At 37.2% G+C, this 23,212-nt stretch carries 18 protein-coding genes; all 18 read right to left on the bottom strand.

Features of this window, described 5'->3' with window-relative positions; genetic code table 11:
* Nucleotides 1–94 precede the first annotated feature (94 nt).
* On the bottom strand, nt 95–1,603 hold the full coding sequence (locus IW15_RS04890) for a carbon-nitrogen hydrolase family protein (protein ID WP_034709658.1): 1,509 nt from the start codon (nt 1,601–1,603) through the stop codon (nt 95–97).
* Between the two features lie 204 nt (nt 1,604–1,807).
* Complete coding sequence (locus IW15_RS04885; RefSeq protein ID WP_131368501.1) at nt 1,808–2,326, bottom strand: hypothetical protein; 519 nt, start codon at nt 2,324–2,326, stop codon at nt 1,808–1,810.
* An 88-nt stretch (nt 2,327–2,414) separates the two neighbouring features.
* On the bottom strand, nt 2,415–2,951 hold the full coding sequence (locus IW15_RS04880) for a hypothetical protein (protein ID WP_034709655.1): 537 nt from the start codon (nt 2,949–2,951) through the stop codon (nt 2,415–2,417).
* 145 nt (nt 2,952–3,096) lie between these two features.
* The gene (gene guaA, locus IW15_RS04875) at nt 3,097–4,626 is read right to left on the bottom strand and encodes a glutamine-hydrolyzing GMP synthase (protein WP_034709654.1); all 1,530 of its coding nucleotides are present in this window, start codon (nt 4,624–4,626) and stop codon (nt 3,097–3,099) included.
* A gap of 156 nt (nt 4,627–4,782) precedes the next feature.
* Nucleotides 4,783–6,021: a phosphoribosylamine--glycine ligase gene (gene purD, locus IW15_RS04870; RefSeq protein WP_034709653.1), complete on the bottom strand. Its 1,239-nt coding sequence runs from the start codon at nt 6,019–6,021 to the stop codon at nt 4,783–4,785.
* Between the two features lie 249 nt (nt 6,022–6,270).
* On the bottom strand, nt 6,271–7,788 hold the full coding sequence (gene purH, locus IW15_RS04865; RefSeq protein ID WP_034709652.1) for a bifunctional phosphoribosylaminoimidazolecarboxamide formyltransferase/IMP cyclohydrolase: 1,518 nt from the start codon (nt 7,786–7,788) through the stop codon (nt 6,271–6,273).
* 171 nt (nt 7,789–7,959) lie between these two features.
* Nucleotides 7,960–8,523: a phosphoribosylglycinamide formyltransferase gene (purN, locus tag IW15_RS04860; protein ID WP_034709651.1), complete on the bottom strand. Its 564-nt coding sequence runs from the start codon at nt 8,521–8,523 to the stop codon at nt 7,960–7,962.
* Between the two features lie 153 nt (nt 8,524–8,676).
* Nucleotides 8,677–9,669, bottom strand: coding sequence for a phosphoribosylformylglycinamidine cyclo-ligase (purM, locus tag IW15_RS04855; RefSeq protein ID WP_034709650.1), 993 nt, complete (start codon nt 9,667–9,669; stop codon nt 8,677–8,679).
* 277 nt (nt 9,670–9,946) lie between these two features.
* The gene (locus IW15_RS04850; RefSeq protein WP_034709649.1) at nt 9,947–10,498 is read right to left on the bottom strand and encodes an NADPH-dependent FMN reductase; all 552 of its coding nucleotides are present in this window, start codon (nt 10,496–10,498) and stop codon (nt 9,947–9,949) included.
* Between the two features lie 37 nt (nt 10,499–10,535).
* On the bottom strand, nt 10,536–11,264 hold the full coding sequence (locus IW15_RS04845; protein WP_034709648.1) for a pirin family protein: 729 nt from the start codon (nt 11,262–11,264) through the stop codon (nt 10,536–10,538).
* Between the two features lie 157 nt (nt 11,265–11,421).
* Nucleotides 11,422–12,585, bottom strand: coding sequence for an MFS transporter (locus IW15_RS04840; protein WP_034709646.1), 1,164 nt, complete (start codon nt 12,583–12,585; stop codon nt 11,422–11,424).
* A complete protein-coding gene (locus IW15_RS04835) occupies nt 12,582–14,114 on the bottom strand; it encodes a GMC oxidoreductase (protein ID WP_034709645.1) in 1,533 nt (510 codons plus the stop codon). Before IW15_RS04835 ends, IW15_RS04840 begins: the two co-directional genes overlap by 4 nt.
* Nucleotides 14,115–14,355: 241 nt before the next feature.
* The gene (locus tag IW15_RS04830) at nt 14,356–15,774 is read right to left on the bottom strand and encodes an MFS transporter (RefSeq protein WP_084681364.1); all 1,419 of its coding nucleotides are present in this window, start codon (nt 15,772–15,774) and stop codon (nt 14,356–14,358) included.
* Nucleotides 15,774–16,295, bottom strand: a complete 522-nt coding sequence (locus IW15_RS04825; protein WP_034709644.1) for a nuclear transport factor 2 family protein — start codon at nt 16,293–16,295, stop codon at nt 15,774–15,776. Before IW15_RS04825 ends, IW15_RS04830 begins: the two co-directional genes overlap by 1 nt.
* A 24-nt stretch (nt 16,296–16,319) precedes the next feature.
* Nucleotides 16,320–18,173 carry a glycoside hydrolase family 13 protein gene (locus tag IW15_RS04820; RefSeq protein ID WP_034709643.1) on the bottom strand — a complete coding sequence of 618 codons (1,854 nt, stop codon included), beginning with the start codon at nt 18,171–18,173 and terminating at the stop codon, nt 16,320–16,322.
* 72 nt (nt 18,174–18,245) lie between these two features.
* Complete coding sequence (locus IW15_RS04815; protein ID WP_034709642.1) at nt 18,246–20,402, bottom strand: glycoside hydrolase family 97 protein; 2,157 nt, start codon at nt 20,400–20,402, stop codon at nt 18,246–18,248.
* 108 nt (nt 20,403–20,510) lie between these two features.
* Nucleotides 20,511–21,587, bottom strand: coding sequence for a SusE domain-containing protein (locus IW15_RS04810; RefSeq protein WP_034709640.1), 1,077 nt, complete (start codon nt 21,585–21,587; stop codon nt 20,511–20,513).
* A gap of 19 nt (nt 21,588–21,606) precedes the next feature.
* Nucleotides 21,607–23,208, bottom strand: a complete 1,602-nt coding sequence (locus tag IW15_RS04805) for a RagB/SusD family nutrient uptake outer membrane protein (RefSeq protein ID WP_034709639.1) — start codon at nt 23,206–23,208, stop codon at nt 21,607–21,609.
* Nucleotides 23,209–23,212: the final 4 nt, after the last annotated feature.

Below are 23,212 nucleotides of genomic sequence, written 5' to 3'. Positions count from 1 at the left end.
GCTTAAAAATATGTATAAATATATTCCGAATTTCTTTAAACTTTCTATTTTAAGAATTAATATAAAATCCCGCTGAATGAGCGGGATTATTATTTTATTGTGATCTAAGATACGTTTCATACAAATCATTTCTCCGGTCTTTCATTACCTGTACGGAACCATTGTAATGAAGGTCTTTCAGAAGATTGAGATCGACATCCACAATCAGGGTCATCTCTGTATTAGGGGTTGCTTCTCCTTTGATGGCATTGGATGGGAAGGCAAAATCTGAAGGGGTAAATACAGCAGCCTGTCCAAACTGGATATCCATATTATTTACTCCAGGCAGGTTTCCTACACATCCGGCAATAGCTACATAACATTCATTTTCTATGGCTCTTGCTGCTGCACAATGGCGCACCCTGATATAAGCATTTTGAGTATCAGTAAGATAGGGCACAAAAAGAATTTTCATTCCCTGATCAGCCAAAATTCTCGGCAGTTCCGGGAACTCTACGTCGTAACAGATCACAAGACCTATTTTTCCGCAGTCAGTATCGAAAACCTTGATCTCACTTCCTCCTTTCATTCCGTAGTATTTCCTTTCATTTGGTGTGATATGGATCTTTCGATATTCGTCAATCCTTCCATCGCGGTGAAGAAGATAACTTACATTATACAAATCATTATTTTCAAAAACCGGCATACTTCCGGAGATAATGTTTACGTTATAGCTGATGGCCAGTTCAGAAATTTTATTTTTAATCTGCTCTGATAATTTCGCCAGCTCTATCATACTGTCCCTTTCTGAAAGTTTATTGAAAGGCGCTAATAAAGGTGTGTTGAAAAGTTCAGGAAAGAGAACAAAATCTGATTTGTAATCCCCCATCACATTTACAAAAAACTCAACCTGTTCATAAAAAGCATTGATATCTTTAAAATGCCTCATCTGCCACTGCACCAATCCAAGACGGATGATGCTATCCTGCATGGTATTGGGTTTTTTGCTGTAATACACGTTATTCCACTGTAGTAAAACTGCGTTTTCTCTCGAAGATTCATCTTCGGGAAGGTATTTTTTCAGGACCCTGATCGGAAGGAAATTATTTGACAACTGAAAGGATAATACAGGATCATAGATTTCCTTATCTCTTACTTTCCGGATATATTCTCTGGCCGACATTTCGTGGCTGTATTTATGATAACTCGGAATTCTTCCGCCCAGAATAATGGATTTCAGATTCAGGAGTTCACAAAGTTCTTTTCGGGCGTCATATAATCTTCTTCCAAGACGCAGCTCGCGAAATTCGGGGTCTACGAACACTTCTATTCCATACAGAACATTTCCTGTGGAAGAATGGGTATTAAAAGTATAATTTCCTGTGATATCGCTGTAGGTATGTTCATCGCCAAATTCTTCATAATTCACAATGATGGAAAGGGCTACTGCGGCCAGTTTTCCATCTACTGTTATGCAGATTTGTCCTTTAGGAAACATTTTAGTCAGCTTTTCGATGCTTTTTTTAGACCATATCGATTCTGACATCTGCGGATATGCGCGCTTCATTGTTACGACCAATTCATCGTAATCCTCCACAGTCAGAGGTCTTGTCTCTATTTGCATTTGATGTAATTTTACTTAAATTTAAGAAAAAAATAATCAATCACACCCTTCATTATTGGTATGATTTTTCAATATTTTATGTGTATTTAACTACACTTAGCCTGTTTTTATTCAAGATATCCACTGAACTTCACGGAAATATCTGCGGATCCTAAGCTTTTCCCCACAATATATTCATTAAAGAAATCATGATTGTATTGAAAATTAGTAGGAAGAATCCGGCACGGTGAGTTCAGAAATAGTACTGAATTCCACAGAATCTTTCGCCGTATTGTACTGGATATGCATGGCACGCCATTTTTTATTGACTACGTCTTCTTTTTTGGAGAACTGTTCCTGAATCACAAAATGCTGCTTCATATGATCAAAATCCTCATATTTCAGTTTGAACGTATTTTTAAGCTTTTCATCTACCAGGAATTCATATCCTTTGTAGGTAAAATATCCATATTTTTTTGATTGGATTTCTTTATTGATTCGTGGTGAATTTTCTTTGATGAATACCGGCTGGTTGTTGGCTAATAGAAGTTCCACCTCTTTTTTCTCCGGCTCAACGATTCCCGAGACTGTTATAAATTTTACGGTTTTCTTTTCATTAGAATCTGCAATAAGTTCATCAATTTCTTTAATCAGTTTATTACTACTGATAATGGTATGGATGTCAGGATTTTTGGTACAGCTGGTCAATAGGATCAGAAGTCCTGCAAATAGAATTTTTTTCATGGTTTCGTTTTTCAAAGACTACTAAAATAGAAAAAAATGGTGAAAATTTATAGAAGTTCTTAAAATATTGAAAGTATTCTATCCTTTTTTATGTATTTCTGAATATAAAGTCTTCAGCAATTACAAACTGGTTATTAATCATTAGCAACTGATGCGGCTTTATTATCTTATCACCGAAGTGTCTGATTAAAACATGATGTTTGCTGCATACTTTTTCCAGTTTTTCCAGAATTGAAAAGGGAGCATTCAACAATTTCCCACTTCCTTTTTGAATATTCTGAAGAAATACCTGTTCATTTATTCCCGTTTTTATTTTGATATAGTCTTTCCAATGCCTCCAGCCCTTCAGGCTTTCTTCAATAGATTTTTGAATATCATCAACAAAGAGGTCTATTTTTTCAGGTGAAGAATTGATATACGTTTCACAATAGGTTTCATTATGGTTGATTAATAAGGGATGTTGTTTGTATAACGCAAGCACTCCGATTTCCTTTTTCTTTACAAAAGATTCTTTCTTATTCTTAAAATCAAAACGAAACGTTTTATTTTCAATACTAAGAATAATATAAGTAGTTTGAAAATCTTCTATTTTTACTGTTTTATTATGGAATTGTTCAATTAGCATGTTTCACGATGATCAATTTTTATTTGTAGTCTTATCTTCCTTAAGTTTGCATTTTAATTAAATTTAGAAAAAATACTCAAGTAATAATAAAAAAAATCCTGCTTATAAAAATAGGCAGGATTTATATTATCATTTTAAAGCAGGATTATTCCCACTCAATCGTTGCTGGTGGTTTGCTTGAAATATCGTAAGCGACTCTGTTGATTCCTCTTACTTCGTTGATGATTCTGCTTGAAACCGTATCTAAAAACTCATAAGGAAGTCTGCTCCACGTTGCCGTCATAAAGTCGATGGTATTCGCAGAACGAACGACTGCTGTATATTCATAGGTTCTTTCATCACCCATTACACCAACAGATTTCACAGGAAGCAATACGACGAAAGCCTGAGAAACTTTTTCGTAAAGGTCATTTTTATACAATTCTTCAATGAAGATATCATCAGCTTCCTGAAGGATTTTCACTTTTTCCGGATCTACAGCTCCCAAAATTCTGATTCCCAATCCAGGTCCAGGGAAAGGATGTCTGTGTACCAAATGATGTGGAATACCTAATTCTTCACCCACCTTTCTTACTTCGTCCTTGAAAAGTTCTCTTAAAGGCTCTAACAGTTCGAAATCCATTTCTTCAGGAAGTCCGCCCACGTTATGGTGAGACTTGATCACTGCTGAAGGTCCGTTTACGGACTGGCTTTCGATCACATCAGGATAAATAGTTCCCTGTGCTAAAAATTTCGCGCCTTCAATTTTATGGGATTCTTCATCAAAAACATGAATAAATTCGTTTCCAATGATTTTTCTTTTTTGTTCCGGATCGTCAACACCTGCTAATTTGGTAAGGAATCTTTCTGAAGCGTCAACCAGTTTAATATTCATATTAAAATGCTCGCCGTAATTTTCCATTACTTTTACATCTTCATTTTTTCTCAACAAACCGGTATCTACGAAGATACAGTTCAGCTGATCTCCAATGGCTTTGTGGATCAACACTGCCGCTACAGAAGAATCTACTCCTCCTGAAAGTCCAAGGATCACTTTGTTATCCCCTACTTTTTCACGGATTTCTGCAACTGTTTTTTCGATATAGTTGGTCAGTTTCCAGTTTTTCTCTGCATTACAAATACTGAAAACGAAATTTTCAAGCATTTTCCCTCCTTCTTCCGTGTGAGATACTTCCGGGTGGAACTGTACGCAATAAATCTTACGTTCAGGGTTGGAAATAGAAGCGATAACACCGGATTTTGCATTTAATTCAAAACCTGCAGGCAGCTCTCCTACTTCATCAAAATGGCTCATCCAAACTACTGAATTTTGCGCCACTCCTTTCAGTAAAGCATTTTCTTTAATGATATCTAAATGAGCTTTTCCATACTCACCTTTTTCACCTTTATTTACTTTTCCACCTAACAAATGTGCTGTAAGCTGCATTCCGTAGCAAATTCCCAATACAGGAATTCCCTGCTCATATAATTCTTTTTCAACTAAATGGGCATTTTCCGCATTTACAGAACTTGGACCTCCGGAAAGGATAATTCCTTTCGGCTGTTTTTCTAAAATGTCCTGTAATGGGGTGTTGAAAGGTAAGATTTCAGAATATACTCCCATCTCACGGATTCTTCTTCCGATAAGCTGGTTGTACTGAGATCCGAAATCCAATATAATAATACCGTTATTCATTGTATAATTGATTTTAATTTTGAAGATGTCAGACTTCAGATAGCAGATGTGAGACTTTTTAGTCCGGGATCTTTTATCTTATGACTGATATCTAAATTTTAACTTCTTTACAAAAAAAGACTTGGAAATGTTCCAAATCTTTTTTCGTGATTTTTATTAAAACTTCCCGATGTCTTCTCTGTAGAAGCTGTAGTCGAAGTGTACATGAGCTGCATCTTCGTAGACTTTCTTACGGGCATCGTCATAGGTAGCACCTGTGGCCACAATGTTGAGTACTCTACCCCCGTTAGAAACTACTTTATCGCCTTTTTTAACAGCGCCTGCATACAATAGCTGGCTATGTTTTACTTTGTCTTCTCCTACGATTTCAAAGCCTGTTTCTATATTTCTTGGATATCCTCCGGAACACATTACCAGACAAACTGCTTTTTCGTCTTTAAAAGTAAGCTGAAGGTCTTTTCCTTCCATACAGTCGTTGATAACGTCTAACAGATTGTTTTCCATAAGGGCCATCAATACCTGTGTTTCAGGATCTCCGAATCTCATGTTATATTCAAGAAGGTATGTTCCGTTTTTAGTTACCATTAATCCGAAGAAAATGATTCCTTTAAAACTGAATCCTTCCGTTTTTAATCCTTTAACAGTAGGCTCCAGGATATTCTTTTCGAAATCTGCTTCATGTTCTGCTGTAAATTCCGGGCTTGGTGCCACAGATCCCATACCACCGGTATTAGGTCCTGTATCCCCGTTTCCGGCTTTTTTATAATCTTTCGCTGCAATACATGGGAATAATTTTTCACCGTTTGAGAATGCAATAATTGAAGCTTCAAAACCTTCCAAATATTCTTCGATCACTAAGCGGATCCCAGCATCTCCATAAATCCTGCGGATCATGAAATCATGGATCGTAGCTTCAGCTTCTTCCAAAGTATCGCAAATAACAACACCTTTTCCTCCTGCTAAACCACTTGCTTTGATCACCAAAGGATATTCCTGCGTCTGTACATATTCTTTAGCTTCGTTATATGAATCAAATACTACAGCTCTTGCCGTCTTGATATCATAGGTCTGCATAAATTTCTTAGAGAAAGCTTTACTTCCTTCAAGACTTGCCACTTTTTGGTTGGGACCAAAAACTTTCAGATCATGCTTTTTAAATTCATCCTTTAAGCCTGCTACAAGCGGTGCTTCAGGACCTACGATCGTTAAATCTACTTTTTCTTTAATAGCAAAATCTCTCAGTTCTTTAATCTCTGATAAATGAACATTTTTCCCTATTACATCGGTTGTTGCATTTCCGTTGGCAAAAAACATTTTACTCACTCTTGAGTCTTTCTGAAGTTTTGCAGCCAAAGCAGATTCTCTTCCACCTTCACCTATGATTAATATTCTCATACTTTATATAATTAACTAGTCTATAATATTACAAATATATAATTTTGAATGCTATAAATACAATCTCAAAATATAATTTTCTTAGTGTTTTTCTTTCTTCTCAACAGCCATTTTTAACACCGTATTTACTGGTATTTCTTTCAAAACCTATAATAATTAAGGTTTCAAAGGTATTAGTACGCAGTTAGAATTAATAATTACTGTCTAAAAAATGAAAGATTTTCCACTAACATTTTAATCTTAATTTAATTAATGGAAAAAATGTCTAACTCCAGTAAACATCATCGGGATGCCATGCTCGTTGGCTGCTTCGATGCTGTCCTGGTCTTTTACACTTCCTCCAGGCTGAATGATCGCTTTAATTCCCTGTTCTGCACAGAAATCTACGACATCACGAAAAGGGAAAAATGCGTCAGAAGCCAATACTAAGTCTCCTGTGAATTTTTCTTTAGCTCTTTCAATCGCCTGCTGAGTAGCCCAGATTCTGTTTACCTGTCCGCCTCCGATACCGAAAGCCTGAATTCCATTAGAAACAACAATTGCGTTGGATTTCACATATTTTACTACTCTCTGAGAGAAAAGTAATGCTTTTTTCTGTTCTTCCGTAGGTTGTACATTTCCTACTACTTTAATATCATCAGAGAAGATACTGTCGTTGTCCTGAACCAGAATTCCGCCATCTACTTTCACCCAGGTCTGCTTATCGGAAACCGGATTTACAATTTTAATAATTCTTAGATTTTTCTTCTTTCTTAAAACTTCTAATGCTGCTTCGTCAAAATCCGGAGCCATTACAATTTCAAGGAATGTTTTGTTTAATTCTTCTGCTGTTGCTGCATCGATTTTGTAGTTCATTGCAACAATTCCGCCAAAGATAGAAATCGGGTCACATTCGAACGTTTTCTGGTACGTTTCCAATGCTGAAGTTCCGATCGCAACGCCACAAGGAGTAGAGTGTTTTACGGCACAACATGCCATTTCTTCTTTGAATTCGGTCACTACTTTCCAGCAAAGATCCATATCGCGAAGGTTGTTGAAAGAAAGTTCTTTTCCTCCTAACTGTTCGAAATCTTTCATTGCTCCGTTCTCGAAAGTAGAAACGTAGTAAGCTGCTGTCTGATGAGGGTTTTCACCATATCTCAGGTCAGACACTTTTTTGTAAGAAGCATTAAGATACGTTGGATAGTCTTCATCTAAAAGCATTCTTGAAATAGCTGCATCATAAGCTGATGTAAGGTTGAATACTTTTCCGGCTAATTTCTTACGGGTTTCAATGTAAGTATCACCATTCTGCTCCATTTCAATTTTTACCGTAGCATAATCTTCTACATCGGTAATTACCGTAACAGAGTCAAAGTTTTTGGCTGCTGAACGAAGCATTGAAGGACCACCAATGTCGATAAATTCTACTTTTTCATGTAAAGAAATATCCTTGTTTACATTTTCAAAGAAAGGATAAAGGTTTACGATGACCATGTCTATAAGCCCGATTCCGTATTCCTGAACCGTCTTCATATGCTCTTCATTGGAACGTACAGCAAGCAATCCGCCATGAACTTTCGGGTGTAAAGTTTTCACTCTACCGTCCAGCATTTCAGGGAAATCGGTTACCTCATCAATCTGAATGGGATGTAAACCTGCTTCCTTCAAATGTTTGAACGTGCCTCCTGTAGAAATCAACTCGTAATTTTGGGCTTCCAAAAACTGAGCGAATTCGGTCAATCCACTTTTGTCAGAAACACTTATTAATACTCTCTTTTTACTCATTTTACTTTCAATTTTTTACTTTTTACAGCTACTTCAAACTGTATTCCCGGTCTTTCACCCCCGGATTTACTTTTATTTTACTTAGATTTTCCTTGTGTAAAAATGTATCGGTTTAACAATGTAACAATGATTTATAAAACTGTTACATCCTTAGATGAATACATTCGTTTTTTAGTTTCCTAATACTTTATTGATCGCTATCGGGAAAATTTCATATTCAATATGATGTACTTTTTCGGCAACTGTTTCAGCAGTATCATCTTCTGTTACTTCAAATGATTTCTGAAGAATGGCTTCTCCTTCATCAATTCCCGGAGTGACAAAATGTACAGTCGCCCCGCTTTCTTTTTCTTTAGCTTCAATTACCGCATGATGTACATGCATTCCCCACATTCCTTTTCCTCCGAATTTCGGAAGTAATGCAGGATGGATATTAATTATTTTACCGGTCCAGTTTTCACAGAACTCAGGTTTCAGAATGGAAAGAAATCCTGCCAACACGATCAAATCTGTATTTTCAGGAATAACTTTGCTTAATTCTGCACTAAAGTTTTTTCCTCTTGGAATCAGTATACTTTCTATAGCATGATTCTTAGCTCTCTCCAGTCCGTAGCATTCTCTGTCGGCTACTACCAAGCTGATTTTCGCATTCTGAATAGCTCCCGATTCAATGGAATCTATAATTCTCTGAAGATTGGTTCCTGAACCTGAAACGAGTATGACGATGTTTTTCATTTTTATTTTGTGAGTCTTGTCAAGGTTTAAAACCCTGATAAGACTTTGACTGTTATAAACCAGCCCCGATTGCAGCGGCATCCTTTTTTGTTGCGGCCGGAGCGAAGCGGAGGCCGTAATAAAAAAGATATAGCGGAAAGCGGGATTAAGCTCCTAAAATTTTAAATCTATTTTTTCAGTTCCTTCCGTGATCTCACCGATTTCGTAAGCATCATCTAAAAGGTGTAATACTTTTTCTGCATGAGCAGGGTCTACCACCACGATCATTCCTACTCCCATATTGAATGTTCCATACATTTCTTCACGGGCAATATTTCCTCTTTTTTCCAATTCAAGCATTACACTTGGGATCTGGATTTTGGAAGCATCAATAGAAGCACACAGACCTTGAGGAATAATTCTTGGAATATTCTCGTATAAACCTCCTCCTGTAATGTGAGCAATACCGCAAACTGCTATTTCTTCCAACAGTTTATGAATGTCTTTGTAATATAATCTTGTAGGTACCAATAAGGTTTCATATAATGGTTTCCCTTCAAATTCTTCTGCGAAATCAGGGAAGATTTTTCTGACCAAAGAAAATCCGTTTGAGTGGAATCCTGAGCTTGGCAGTGCAATAATCTTGTTGCCCGGTTTAATTTTTGAACCGTCAATGATCTGATCTTTTTCTACAATTCCTACACAGAATCCTGCAACATCATAATCTCCCGGCTTGTACATTCCCGGCATTTCAGCAGTTTCACCACCAATTAATGCACAGTTATTATCTTTACAAGCTTCTACCATACCTAGTACGATTTCGGCAGCAATTTCAGAATCCAGCTTTCCACAAGCTAAATAATCTAAAAAGAATAAAGGCTTGGCCCCGTGGCAAAGAATATCATTAGCACACATTGCAAAGCAGTCTATCCCGATAGAACCGTATTGTTTGGAATCTAACGCTACTTTCAGCTTTGTTCCTACACCATCCGTTCCGGAAACCAAAACAGGATTTTTGTATCCACCAATCTCATAGAAAGCACCAAAACTTCCCAAATTGTTCAATACATTGGAATTGTGGGTTTCGCTTACCGCTTTCTTGATCTTGTCAACGGTTTTGTACCCTTCTTCTTTGTCTACTCCTGCAGATTTGTATGTGTTGCTCATGCTTTATAATTTAGCAATGTATCAGTCTAATAATGTAACAATGCTTTGAATTGGTAAACTGTTACATTGGTCAATTGGTACATTTTAATTTTTATTTTATATCAATTTTGTAAAATAAAAAAGCCGACAATCTTGGTAGATTATCGGCCGTTATTTTATCTCAGAATTTCAGAGTCCACAGTTTCTCCTTTTTTTGAAAAACATTCTTTGAAGGTGGACTGAATTTTCATCTCTTTTCTTTTTGCAAAAATAGTAATTTTAAATTAATATTCAAATTCTATTTTTCAAGGATTGTTTCAACGGCTGCAATCTTTTTTATTTTATCCTTTAATTCACTGTCTTTCTCTTCGTTAGAAATCTTCTGAGCTGCTTTATCAAAGTTATCATTAAAGAAAGGAAGTGAGAATGTTTCTACAATATTTCCTCCATGGAAAGGAAAACGCTTGGTTGCCGCTTCCAAAACACCTGCTCCACCTCTTCCTCCAGGTGCTGCAGACATCAATAGCATAGGAACTTCATTCCATACTGTTCTATCTTTAATTCTGGATACCCAGTCAAAAATATTTTTAAAAGCAGTAGAATATGTTCCGTTATGTTCTGCTAAAGAAACCAACAGTATGTCTGCACCATCAATTTTTGCTGCAAAATCCTTTGCTTCCTGAGGAACACCACCTGTTAATTCTCTTTCATGTTTGTAAATAGGCATTTCAAAAGCATCAAGATCGATTACCTCTACTTCTGCATTTTCAAATTGAGTGGATGCATAGGCCACTAACTGCTTGTTCATTGAAGCTGCCGAGTTGCTTCCTGCTATTGCTAAAACTTTCATTATTATGTATCTATTTTTTTATCGTTACAAATTTAGTTTATTTAAGATAAGAAGGCAATTCCATAGGGACTTCCATCAAAAGAATTTCTGTATCTTCCTCTGCTTCTATATTAAAACTTTGGGTATCCCAGATTCCTAATCCGTCTCTTTCATTCAGAATACGGTCTCCTACTTTAGCACTTCCTTTTAATACAAATGCATACACTCCGTTTCCTTTTTTATTGAGGGTATAATTTTTACCATTCCCTTTTGTAAAATTCGCCAGATTGAACCATGCATCCTGATGAATCCATACCCCGTCATCATTTTTATCAGGTGATAAAATTTGCTGGAATCCATTGATTTTTTCTCCTTCTTTAATATTTTTCTGATCGTATCTGGGCTCTACATCTGCTTCTCTAGGAAAAACCCAGATCTGCAGAAATTTAACGGCTTCATCCTTATTTTTGTTATACTCGCTGTGCATCACTCCGGTTCCGGCACTCATTACCTGTATTTCACCTTTTTTAATCACCGCAGTGGTTCCCATAGAATCTTTATGCTCTAAATCACCTTCCAAAGGAATAGAGATAATTTCCATGTTTTTGTGCGGGTGCGTTCCGAAACCCATTCCCTGAGAAACAGTATCGTCATTTAAAACCCGTAATACCCCAAAGTTTGTTCTGTCATTGTTCTGATAGTTTGCAAAACTGAAGGTATGGTAACTGTTTAACCAGCCATGATTGGCATGGCCTCTCGTATCTGCTTTATGATAAACTGTTTTCATATTGTCATTATTTATAGTACAAATGTACGGGTTGTGGGGATGGGAAATGTTGACGTAGGATAAGAAGTTTGGTTGATGGTTTTTGGTTGTCTGTTGTTGGTGTTTAGCCTGTGCGTTAAGCTGATGTCTGAAATCTAACATCTTGATTCTTATCCAATCAAAATGCTTCTTTTATCTTAGAATTTCTCTTCAAATAGAAAAGGATGCCGCAGATAATAATTGTACAGAAAATTAAAAAAACCAGGATTTCAGAGGTATAATTGGAAAAATTACCCAGTACATTCGTTACAACACCGGTACCGATTTGATTGGCTGCCATAAGAAATCCGGACACCAATACCGAAAGTGTGGGAAATTCCACCGTTCCCCAGCCAATGGATCCGGGAAATATACTGCCCATAAAAAAGCCGATGAAAAACATCAGTACCAGCAGGATATTGATATTTGGATCTATCAGAAGAATGAAAAGCAATACTCCAACCAGCAAAGGAGAGAAAAGAAAAATTCCGGACAGGTCATTTTTTTTAGCAAATAATCCAAAAAGCAATCGGTTCAGGGCAATACCGCCCCAAAATAATGAAAGTCCAAGGCTGGCTTTATTATTTTCCAGTCCTTTATTTTTAAGGATAATGCCTCCAAAGCTTCCAAAAGTTCCTTCAATACATCCATACAGCACTATGACGGCAAAAAAGATCCATAATTTCCGGGGAATTCTGAGGTGCCCCGGAAGTTCAAAAAATGCTCCTTTTTCCAGTTTTAAAAATAAGAAGGCTAAACATGCTATACTAACCACGATGAAAATACTTCCGGGAACATACATCCAGTTTTTGACATCCCCGATAAGGTTCATCATCAGTGGTGATGTAGAAGTTCCCAATCCTACCAAAAACTGCAGGAGTAAAATGGCGGAAGATTTTCCTTCTTCAAATAAACTTGCTGCTAAAGGATTCAAAGTGGTGATAGAAAGACCAAAACCCAGTCCCATGCATGCTACCAGAATCATAAGTATAGGAAACAGCAGGTGGGAATTCATATTATACTGTAACAGCCATAATATTCCGGTAGAAACGATCATCAGTACAAGGCCGGAACCTAAAACAATTTTAGGTCCTAATTTATTAACTAAAAATGGCGCTCCCAAACATGAAATAATGATACAGATTACCTGTGGAATGAATAGGTTCCCAAATTGTGATGAAGACAGTCCAAATAAAGACTGATCTGTAAAAGCCGTTCCCAGTGCCGGAAATACAACGAAATTAACTCCGGTTAAAAAAGCTAATATAAAGACAACAACGATGGTAACCGTTTTAGAACTCATGATGTCAGCACCTCATTTTTAAGATGATCTCCTACTCTCAGAGCCATTGCAATAATGGTAAGTGCGGGATTTACAGCGCCGCTGGACACAAAAAATCCGCCGTCTACAATATAAAGGTTTTGCAGGTCGTGGGCTTTACAGTTAGTATCCACCACTGAAGTTGCAGGATTAAGACCCATCTTTGTAGTTCCGTTTTGGTGAGCAGGTGAAGCGACATCCATTCCTTTACTGAAATAGAAACCTTTAAACAGAAAGGTCTCGAACTTCCCTGATGCTTTGAGCGCTTTTATTAATTCTGATTTAAGAAATTCATGTCCTTTCTGATTGTTTTCGGAATAACTTATTTTGATCTGTCCGTCTTCTACAGTCACCCTGTTTTCCGGATCGGGAAGATCTTCTGAAGTCAGCCAGAAATCAACGGCATGTTCTGCCATCAGCTCAAAAGTAAAACCGGGTGCCGCCACCGGACTGTCGGCTTTGATCTGATGAGGATCCGATTTTCCCAACATCTGGATGTGTCCCAATGGGAACTTATAGTCTCTGTTGGCATGGTAAAAATCATTAATCCCGAATGTTTTTCCAAATTTTGTTGGATTCGGTTCCGTATATAAGGCAACGAGTGCCGTATTCTGATGAAACATATAGTTCCGTCCCACCTGATCTGAAGTATTCGCCAACCCATTCGGAAATTGTTCGCTTTTACTTTCCAACAGGATCGCAGCAGAGTTAATAGCTCCTGCCGAAAGGATGACAAGCTCTGAACTGAGTGTTTTAGTTTCTCCATTCTGTTCTACTACGACTTCGGAGATTTTCGTCCCGGAAGCATCTGTATTGAGTTTCAAAACTTTTGTATTAACCATCAATTCAACATTGGGATATTCTAATGCTTTGGCTAATGCACAAAGATGGGCATCCCCTTTCCTTTCAGATGCATCGGGAAAACCATCAAAACGGTCTAAGATGTAGGGCGCATTTGCTGTTGTATGGGGTGTAAAATTAACACCAATCGGCAGTTCAAAAGGATGAAGTCCATAATCCGTTAATTCATCCACAATTTCCTGAATTCTTGGCTCATGTGGCAATGGCGGATTTGGATAAGGTTCCGAATCAAACGGTTCTGTAGGATCCGATCCTCTTTTACCATGAACATGAAAAAGCTTTTCAGCTTCCAGATAATAATTTTGTAAATCTTTATATTGAATCGGCCATGCTGGTGAAACACCGCCATAATGCTGTATTTCTCTGAAATCTTCTTCTCTTAAACGAAACAAAGCTGCACCGTAGAATTTGGTGTTTCCTCCAACATTATAATGCATTCCCGGACGGAATGGTTTTCCATGTTTATCCAGCCACAGATCGTTTGTGGTATATCTGTTTTTTTCAAAAACCTCAACGGAATCCCAGTTTTCTTTTTCTATCGGCACATAATCGCCTCTTTCAATAATCAGAATTTTTTTACCGGTATCGGCAAGTCTGTATGCCATTGTTGCTCCTCCTGCTCCACTTCCTATAATGATGATATCGTACATTTTTAATAATTTGATTACTCTAAATTATAGAATTAAAATCAGGAGCAGCTTAATAAAAGATTAAAATTCGATAGATAATATGAATGGGTATTGGAATTTAGATACCAGATGGCAGACATCAGACATCAGATATTAGACTTACAATCTGACCGTTATATCTAAATCTTTATTTTACTAACAAAAAAGCGGGCTAAAAGCCCGCTTATATTGATGGTATGATAATATAATTTTAAATTGAATTTTAAAAATGAACCTGTTGAATTTCTTCTTCGATCTCTTTTGGAGTTTCGTCTCCTGATTTTATAAAGATCATCGTAATCACTGCTGCAATGAGCATACATACACCTCCAACGACAACATAATCCATGGCCTGGTTTCCAAAAATATTGCTGACAATCGGACCTCCGAAAACTCCATTTATGATTTGCGGAATTACAATGAAAAAATTAAATATTCCCATATAAACTCCCATTTTTTTCTGTGGAATGGCATCAATCAGCATTGCATAAGGCATCGCTAAGATACTCGCCCACGCAAATCCAAGTCCGATCATAGAGAGCTTCAGGTAATCCACATCTTTAATGAAGTACATTGAGATCAGCCCTAACCCGCCGCAAAAAAGTGCCAGCGCATGCGTCTGTTTTTTTCCGATCAGTTTAGCAATAGGAGTCAGCAAGAACGCAAACGGAATCGCCCAAAGGTTATAATATCCGAATAATTTTCCGGTAAGATCTCCTGCTTTATTAAATTCCGCAGAATGGGTATCCTGTGGAGAAAGTCCGAAATGATGGGTAGCAAGGGCACTTGTTGTAAACACCCACATGGTAAATAAGGCAAACCATGAGAAAAACTGTACGGCTCCCAGCTTTTTCATAAGTAAAGGTATTTTAGCAAAATCCTTAAAGATATCACTGAATTTAGAGTGTTCTTCAACGATCTCTTTTCCGTTTTCAAATGATGCAAATTCCTGTGGAGAATATTCTTTAGTCGTTACTATTGTATATAGTATGGACAGTATTAAAACGCCCGCTCCTATATAGAATGCATAAATTACATTGTCTGCCACAAAACCGGCCTGTGCTACATTAGAAATCCCTAATTTAGTAAGCCAGTCCGGCAAATAGGAACCAACAACCGCTCCTATCCCGATTAATATAGTCTGTACTGAAAACCCGATGGTTGCCTGATGTTTTGGAAGCATATCCCCTACCAACGCTCGAAAAGGCTCCATAGCAACATTAATGGAAGCATCCATCATGGCTAAAAATATTACCGCTAAAAGCAATACATTCGCGGCCATCATCTGGGTTGCAGAAGCTGCGTTAGGAAGCATCACCAAACCAATCGCGCACAAAACCGCACCAATTAAAAAGTAAGGTTTTCTTCTCCCTAACGGGCTCCAGGTGTTATCGCCCATATGACCGATGATCGGCTGAACAATAAGTCCTGTGATAGGGGCAACGAGCCAAAACCATGATAATTCGTGAACATCTGCTCCGAAATTGGCTAAAATCCTGCTCGCATTTCCGTTCTGCAAACCGAAAGCCATCTGAATACCTAAAAACCCCATGCTCATATTGATGATCTGAGCCATGGAAAGATTTGGTTTTTTTACTCTTCCAAATCTACCCTTATCGTATTTCCCTTCCATCTCTGCCATTATTGTTTCAGTTTTTGGATTAATATATCTTCTATTGGCGTCTTTTCTACGACTACTTTATCCACGACCTCATTAGGAACGGTTACAGAAAGTACATATTGTTTTACTTTCCAGCTTCCGTTTATTTTTTCAACGACTCCGGAACCTCTGCAGATTTTCATCTGAGTATCCAGTAATTCGTCAAACCAAGCCAGTTTTCCGTCTTTACTGAAATAGATATTTCTTTTTAATGCTGTAAAATTCCAGGTTCTTTTTTTGTCAAAATGGGGTTTTGCCCAAACCATAAAAGCTTTTTTATCCCAAACTTCGGTGGCATCGGTTCCAATAAAGGTAGATTCATCTGCAAAATAATTGAAATAAGCTGTAAAATCTGCTTTCGCAGCAGCTGTGTTAAAAGCATCAAGCATCATATTGATCTCAGCTTTTTCTTTTCCCAATTGGGTAGCTGTCGACTGTGCAGAAATCCCTGTAAAGCTCAATATACAGAGCATCAGGGTATAGAATATTGTTATTTTTTTCATGTTTTAAAAGTAATTTATTTGAGATTATTTCTGTAACTCAATAATAAATGAAGTTTTTGCAGGAATTGTTAAGCTGTTTCGCAGAGAAATTTCCTTACCGGAAATCACTTCTTTTCCTTTTGAAGTTGTATTCAGGGATTCTGCAAAGCGTTTAAGATCTACTGTGGTATCCTTTTCATTATTATTGATCACCACCATTACACTTTCTTTGTCATTGTACCTGAAATAAACAAATACATTATCTTGTGGAATATAATTCTTCGTTTTTCCCGTGTGAATCACTTCTTTTCCTTTTCTCCAGTTCAGTAATTTTTGGGTAAACTGGTAATATTCTTTTTGTTCGGCAGTCTGATTAGAAGGCTTAAAAGCATTCTGCTTATCTGATTTCCAGCCTCCCGGGAAATCTCTGCGGATATCTGCGTCACCTCCTTTATTTTTATCCCCTCTCATTCCTACTTCAGATCCATAATAGATCTGTGGAATTCCCCGAACAGTAGAAATTAGGGTAAGAGCCATTTTGTAGGCCTTGGGATCTGCGTTAAAAATTTCATTCCATCTTTCGGTATCGTGGTTTTCAAAGAATACCATAACATTATTGATGTCTGGATATAGGAAATCGCTGGCAAAAACATTATAGAGTTTAGTTAATCCGCTATCCCATCCGTCTTTTTCTTTAAATGCTTTAGGCATATCACCGTAAAGCATAAAATCCATAACAGAAGGCAGATTAGAGTTATAATGCGCTGCCTCTCCAGTTTTTGAATCTTTTTGCCATGCTGAAATATATCCTGCGGTATTCAGCCATGTTTCCCCTACGATATTGAATTTTGGATATTCATCTGTAATTGCTTTGGCCCATTTTGCCATGGCTTCTTTATCATTGTAAGGATATGTATCTACCCTGAAACCTCCTAACTCAGCATATTCAATCCACCAGATGGAATTCTGGATCAAATATTTTAAAACTAAAGGATTCTTCTGGTTAATGTCCGGCATTGTGGTATCAAACCAGCCATCCAGGGCATATTTTTTATCAATTTCTGATGCGTTGGTATCAAACTGGGTAGTGGTTTTGTAATTGGAGCGGAAAAACCCTTTATCTCCTTCACTGAACTGATGAATCCAGTCTTTTTCAGGAAGGTCCTGTATCATCCAATGTGAAACTCCCCAGTGATTGGTTACATAATCCATCACCAGCTTCATATTTCTTTTATTCAGGTTACGGGAAAGCTCGCGGTATTCCTCATTGGTTCCGTAGCGGCTGTCAATGTTGTACAGGTCTGTTTGTGCATAACCATGGTAAGAATATACTTTTTCGTTGTCCTGATTTACGGGAGTCAGCCATACAGCGGTTGCCCCCATATTTTGGATATAGTCCAGATTGTTGATAATTCCTCGCAAATCTCCGCCGTGTCTTCCGTTGGGAAGGCTTCTGTTGGCTTTTTCCGTGAGTTGGGGATTGGAGTCATTCTTCTCATCGCCATTGGAAAAACGATCAGGCATGATAAGATACATTACATCTTTTGAACTAAAAGATTCTCTATTCGCAGAATTAGCTAACCTTTGCTTTAGTTCGTAAGTATAGGTACTTTTATTTTTAGTATCCTTTTTACTGGTAATCGTAAACTTCGGAACGTTAATCTCGTTTGTATTGACCGTAAGAAAAACGTAGTTAGGATTTTCAACCTTCTGGATGTTCTTTATTTTGATGCCGTCTGAAAGTTCAATTTCACTTTTGGCAATATCTTTTCCGTAGACTAAGATTTGTAGTTCAGGATTTTTCATTCCTTTCCACCAAAAGGCGGGCTCTACTTTCTGAATTTGAGAAAAAGCAACTGAAGCTATCGAAATAGCAAAAACCGTATATATTTTTTTCATGCTGGATCTGATTAAAAAACCTTACAGGCTGTGTCTACCTGTAAGGTTGTATTTATTACTGCATTCTGATCATTATTTTATTGGCTTGATGGAAATTGCAAAACCTCCACTTCTTGCCATTTTAAAATTCAATTTAGATTTGTCCGTAATCTGCTTTTTGTAGATGTTATAGCTTTGGGGATTGTCAATATAATCGGCATCTTTTCCATCTTCATACACGGTTGCTTCATATTTCTTCCCTTTGTCCAAGAATGAGAAATCTACTGTATAGTCGCGTTTGTTCTCATCAGTAATTCCCCCCACAAACCAGTTGTCTGTACCTTTTGCTTTTCTGGCTGTGATCACATAATCTCCCGGTTCTGCCGATAGAATTTTGGTATCATCCCAATCTGCAGCCACATCTTTAATAAACTGGAAAGCATCCATATGCTTTTTGTAGTTTTCAGGTAAATCTGCAGCCATTTGAAGCGGCATATACATGGTAACATACAATGCGAGCTGTTTTACTAACGTAGTTTTCACAAAACGTTTGTCTCCAGGAAAATAGTAATCTAATTTTGTCTGGAAGATCCCCGGCGTATAGTCCATAGATCCACCCATCCATCTTGTGAACGGAAGAATGGTCTGATGGTCTGCGTTGTTTCCTCCAAATGCTTCATATTCCGTTCCACGTGCTGCTTCTGCGGAAATATAGTTTGGATAGGTTCTGCTTTCTCCTGTCGGACGTACAGATTCGTGAGAATTGACCATGATTTTATATTCATTGGCTTTTTCTGCAATTCTGTAAAAATGGTTGATCGTCCATTGAGAATAATGATGTTCTCCTCTAGGAATAATATCACCTACATATCCGGTTTTTACAGCATCATATCCATATTTGTTCATCAACTGGAACGCTTTATCGGACCATCTTTCATAGTTGGTGGCAGAACCTGATGTTTCGTGATGCATGATAAGCTTAATCCCTTTAGAATGGGCATAGTCATTCAGCATTTTGATATCAAAATCCGGGTACGGCGTGATAAAGTCGAACACAAATTCTTTTGAATGTCCAAACCAGTCTTCCCAGCCAGTATTCCAACCTTCAATCAATAATCCTTTGAAACCGTTTTCTGCTGCAAAGTCAATATATTCTTTAACTTTTGTGTTATTGGCAGCATGTTTTCCGTTCGGAGTCAGTTTTGTGAAATCTGTTTTACCCAAATGCACATTTTCTGCGGTAGAGTAAGCCCATTGAGATTTTCCGATGATCATTTCCCACCATACTCCCATGTATTTTGTAGGGTGAATGTATGAAGTATCGGTATATTTTGTAGGTTCATTAAGGTTAAAGATCATTTTAGAATCCATTACTTCTTCTGCTTTTGGAGATACGATAATCGTTCTCCAAGGCGTTACCGAAGGCGTTTGAATATACCCTTTGGCCCCTTGTCTGTCTGCCGTAAGATGTGTTTTGAATTTAAAATTCTGAGCATCTACCTCTAAATGTGAAGCGGGATAATCTAATACAGCTGCTTCCGCAACGTTAACATATAATGGATTTTTACCTTCTTTTTTAAGCATCAATGGAGACTGAACTGCATTTTTAACCAAAGACTGAGAAGCATTGGCATCAAAAGCTTTATCCCATCTTGCCGGAATTTCAGATATTTTTGTTTCCTGATACTGATATTCCTGAGAATCATAGTCTGCAACAATCCACCAGGCTTTCATATCTGTTGGAAAATCGATTTCAGAATCTTCTTCTCTGATCACAAAATAATTAAGATTTTTCTGCTGCGGGAATTCATACCTGAATCCCAATCCGTCATTGAACAACCTGAACTTCACCACAATACTTCTTTCAGTAGAAGCCTGATTTAACGTCAATGCTAATTCGTTGTAATGATTGATATAATTCTTTTTCTCTCCTAGTATCGGCTGCCAGGTTTCATTTTTAGAATCTCTTTTTTCTTCTGTTTTTGTAAAACCGTTATTCAGATCAAATTTTGCATCTTCGGGCTTTGCAATTTCAGAGGCGAATTTTATAGAAGTATCTTTAAATAATCTCAATCCTAATTTGGAATCTTCCACCACGGTTACCCCATTATATTTCAGGTTGTAGTAAGGAACGCCCTGTTTCAGCTGAAAGTTCATTTCAAACTTTCCATCCGGCGATTGTAAAGATTGCGCATGTACACTCCCAAACATCATTGAGAGCAAAAATGCCCCAACTGTAATTTTCTTCATAATGACTATTTATATGCTTTAAAAATAAAGAAAGTGCTGCTAAAAAGCAACACCTTACTTTATAAATTCAATGTAAATTAATAATAAATGTTTACTTTTTATTGCGTCTTAATTTACTGGTATTACAGAAAAATCTCCCGTCATATCATTAAAGTAAACATTGTAAGTGAAGGCAGTAGTCACGGGAATATTTCCTCCTCCTACAGCTGCTGTTCCAAAAAACTCCTGAGCCACTCCCCAACTTGTTGTCCAGGCATGATTAGCTCTAAATTTAAATTCTCCAGAGCTTAACACTACGTTTTTCTTTACCCAAACATGCGGATCAAAAGTTGACTGGTCCATATTTACATCCGTATTCCAATCACTGGAAGCTGTTCCGATCATAGAAATTGAAGTGTAGGTCGTAGTTGGAGCAGGAACTGCAGTAAATGTATACGTTAATGCAGATGTATTAATTGTTAATTTATAATATCCAGCTGCTGAAACTGTAATATTGCCTGATGCACCACTTGTGCTTAATACCCCTGCGCTACCCATTCCATATTGTGTGTCCCATGATCCCGGAGTTTTAATTATTTTAAACCCTCCAGCAGCAAAATAACCTGTGTAGGTATAAACATTTGCCGTAGTAGTTTTTAAAAGCGGGTAAATTTTTGCATTTGCAGCTGCATTATCCCAAGCTCCTGCGGTAGCATCGCCAATCAGAAATAAATCGGTATAGGTATACACTGGTCCATTAATAAACGGTGTAACTTTTAAAGGAACTATATTTGAATAATGCGTTTTTGTTGAAACACTAGTCTTCAGTCTAACTTCAATATCAGTGGGTGTAGCACTGCTAACCCCTAATGATAATACGATGTTATTCAATTCATTAACAGTCATACTGTACGTTTTTACTCCAGGAGTAAGTGCTGTAGCTTTGAAGGTAGCAAAATTAGTTCCCTTCAAGGCAAATTCAAGTTCATTGGTTAATTGAACCTTTACCCCAAAATCAGAGTCAACCCAATTAAAAGTAACAGCTGCATCAGTAGGGTTAGTACTTAATAATACTACGGATGTTTTATCGGCTGATAGTACAGGGTTGGTACCGTCAGTTAATACTGCCAAATCTTCATCTTTTTCACAAGAAGCCAATAAAAATCCGGTAAGAATTATAGTGAATATTTTTAATAATTTTTTCATCTTAAAATAATATTTAAAATTAATATCCAGTGTTTTGAACTAAATTAGGGTTTGCAACAATATCTTTTGCAGGAATAGGATATAAGTTTCTATAGCTCTCAACAGCTTTTCCATCTTTTACATTTCCTTTCCAAGGCCAAACATAATCTCCGGTCGTAAATTTTCCAAAACGGATAAGATCTGTTCTTCTGGTCATTTCCCAAGATAATTCTCTTGCTCTTTCATCTAGAATAAAGTCTAAATTAATGGAAGTAACATTCCCATTCGTGTTCCCATACGCTCTCTGTCTCAATTGATTTACATACCCAATTGCTGTTGCCATATTTCCACTTCCCCCTCTTAATGTTGCTTCAGCATACATTAAATAAATATCTGCCAAACGGTATAATGGAATATCTGCTTCTACCCAGTTTTTGTCTGCTCCGGGAGTTCCATTGCTTTTAATATTTTTAAATTTGATGAAAGCATACCCATCATTAAAAGAACCTAAATCATTAATTTCAAGATTCTGTCCGGTAGTAAAAAAGTTACCTCTCTTGTCTGAACCATCAGTAGGAAATTTTCCAACAAAAGCTTTTGTCGTTCTAATTCCACTCCATCCCCCATTGATTCCAAAATCTGCGGCAGCCATTGAACCCCCGACCGAAGCATGAACTAAATAGGTTGTACCTCCATTGGTTTGGGTATTAAGTCCATCAAAATTAACCGTGAAAATTGCTTCCGGATTGTTAACATCATTATCTGCAAGGAACAAATCTCCATATTTGGATTTTAGAGAATATCCAGCTGCTATTACTTTATTACAATAGGTAACACAATCATTATTTCTTTGAGTTCCGGTATACACTCCGGCATTAAGATAAAGTCTTGCCAGTAGTGACCAAGCTGCCGCTTTGTCTGCTCTTCCATAAGCGTTTGATCTTGGTTCTTTCAGATCGTTGGCACATGCCAATAGTTCCTGTTCTACAAAATTAAATAAGGCAGTTCTCTCAATTCTTTGAGGTGGATTTACAGATCCCGGAAGATAATCTTCTTTTACAAAAGGTACATTTCCGAATAGATCTAATGCGTGATAATAAGATTGTGCTCTTAAAAATCTCGCTTCTGTACGCATGTATTTAGCCTGAGTTAAGTTGTCTCCGGTGATGTTATTAGCAGCCAGCTTTTCATCTGATACATTTCTCAAAAATTCATTACAATATGCAATTTCTGCGTAAATTCTGTAATAAAGTGCTGCAATAAATTCATTAGAAGAATCCCAGGTCATCTTATGGATTGTATGTAAGTTCCCATCATTCCAACCGATTACTGCTTCATCCGTAGAGATTTCCTGCATCGTATACATTAATCTTGTATACTGAGAAAACCCTCCGTTGATTCCATTGATATCACTGTCAGGATAATTTCCACCATCTCCGCTTACTTGCCCTCCCATCGCAAGACCACCATAGAGCTTAGCTAAAAGATTGGGATAATTTCCAAAATCCTTGTAAACATTTGCTGAAGTTGTATCGGTAATGGGTTCTCTTTCTAGATCATTAACACATGATGTTGCTGATAACAATCCAATCATGGATGCTGTTAACAATATATTTTTAAACTGAATTTTATTTGATTTCATCTTA

It is taken from the genome of Chryseobacterium soli (assembly GCF_000737705.1).
GTDB classification, from domain to species: Bacteria; Bacteroidota; Bacteroidia; order Flavobacteriales; family Weeksellaceae; genus Chryseobacterium; species Chryseobacterium soli.
Note: the sequence above shows the minus strand (reverse complement) of the source record. Positions and strands in the feature narration are given on the sequence as shown.

Excerpts from the sequence above, each read along its gene's own strand:
- IW15_RS04845 (WP_034709648.1), bottom strand. The coding sequence starts at position 11,264 with ATGAAAACAGTTTATCATAAAGCAGATACGAGAGGCCATGCCAATCAT.
- IW15_RS04820 (WP_034709643.1), bottom strand. The coding sequence starts at position 18,173 with ATGAAAAAAATATATACGGTTTTTGCTATTTCGATAGCTTCAGTTGCT.
- IW15_RS04805 (WP_034709639.1), bottom strand. The coding sequence starts at position 23,208 with ATGAAATCAAATAAAATTCAGTTTAAAAATATATTGTTAACAGCATCC.
- IW15_RS04880 (WP_034709655.1), bottom strand. The coding sequence starts at position 2,951 with ATGCTAATTGAACAATTCCATAATAAAACAGTAAAAATAGAAGATTTT.
- IW15_RS04890 (WP_034709658.1), bottom strand. The coding sequence starts at position 1,603 with ATGCAAATAGAGACAAGACCTCTGACTGTGGAGGATTACGATGAATTG.
- IW15_RS04825 (WP_034709644.1), bottom strand. The coding sequence starts at position 16,295 with ATGAAAAAAATAACAATATTCTATACCCTGATGCTCTGTATATTGAGC.
- purM (WP_034709650.1), bottom strand. The coding sequence starts at position 9,669 with ATGAGCAACACATACAAATCTGCAGGAGTAGACAAAGAAGAAGGGTAC.
- IW15_RS04835 (WP_034709645.1), bottom strand. The coding sequence starts at position 14,114 with ATGTACGATATCATCATTATAGGAAGTGGAGCAGGAGGAGCAACAATG.
- purN (WP_034709651.1), bottom strand. The coding sequence starts at position 8,523 with ATGAAAAACATCGTCATACTCGTTTCAGGTTCAGGAACCAATCTTCAG.
- guaA (WP_034709654.1), bottom strand. The coding sequence starts at position 4,626 with ATGAATAACGGTATTATTATATTGGATTTCGGATCTCAGTACAACCAG.
- IW15_RS04815 (WP_034709642.1), bottom strand. The coding sequence starts at position 20,402 with ATGAAGAAAATTACAGTTGGGGCATTTTTGCTCTCAATGATGTTTGGG.
- IW15_RS04885 (WP_131368501.1), bottom strand. The coding sequence starts at position 2,326 with ATGAAAAAAATTCTATTTGCAGGACTTCTGATCCTATTGACCAGCTGT.
- IW15_RS04830 (WP_084681364.1), bottom strand. The coding sequence starts at position 15,774 with ATGGCAGAGATGGAAGGGAAATACGATAAGGGTAGATTTGGAAGAGTA.
- purD (WP_034709653.1), bottom strand. The coding sequence starts at position 6,021 with ATGAGAATATTAATCATAGGTGAAGGTGGAAGAGAATCTGCTTTGGCT.
- IW15_RS04840 (WP_034709646.1), bottom strand. The coding sequence starts at position 12,585 with ATGAGTTCTAAAACGGTTACCATCGTTGTTGTCTTTATATTAGCTTTT.
- IW15_RS04850 (WP_034709649.1), bottom strand. The coding sequence starts at position 10,498 with ATGAAAGTTTTAGCAATAGCAGGAAGCAACTCGGCAGCTTCAATGAAC.
- purH (WP_034709652.1), bottom strand. The coding sequence starts at position 7,788 with ATGAGTAAAAAGAGAGTATTAATAAGTGTTTCTGACAAAAGTGGATTG.
- IW15_RS04810 (WP_034709640.1), bottom strand. The coding sequence starts at position 21,587 with ATGAAAAAATTATTAAAAATATTCACTATAATTCTTACCGGATTTTTA.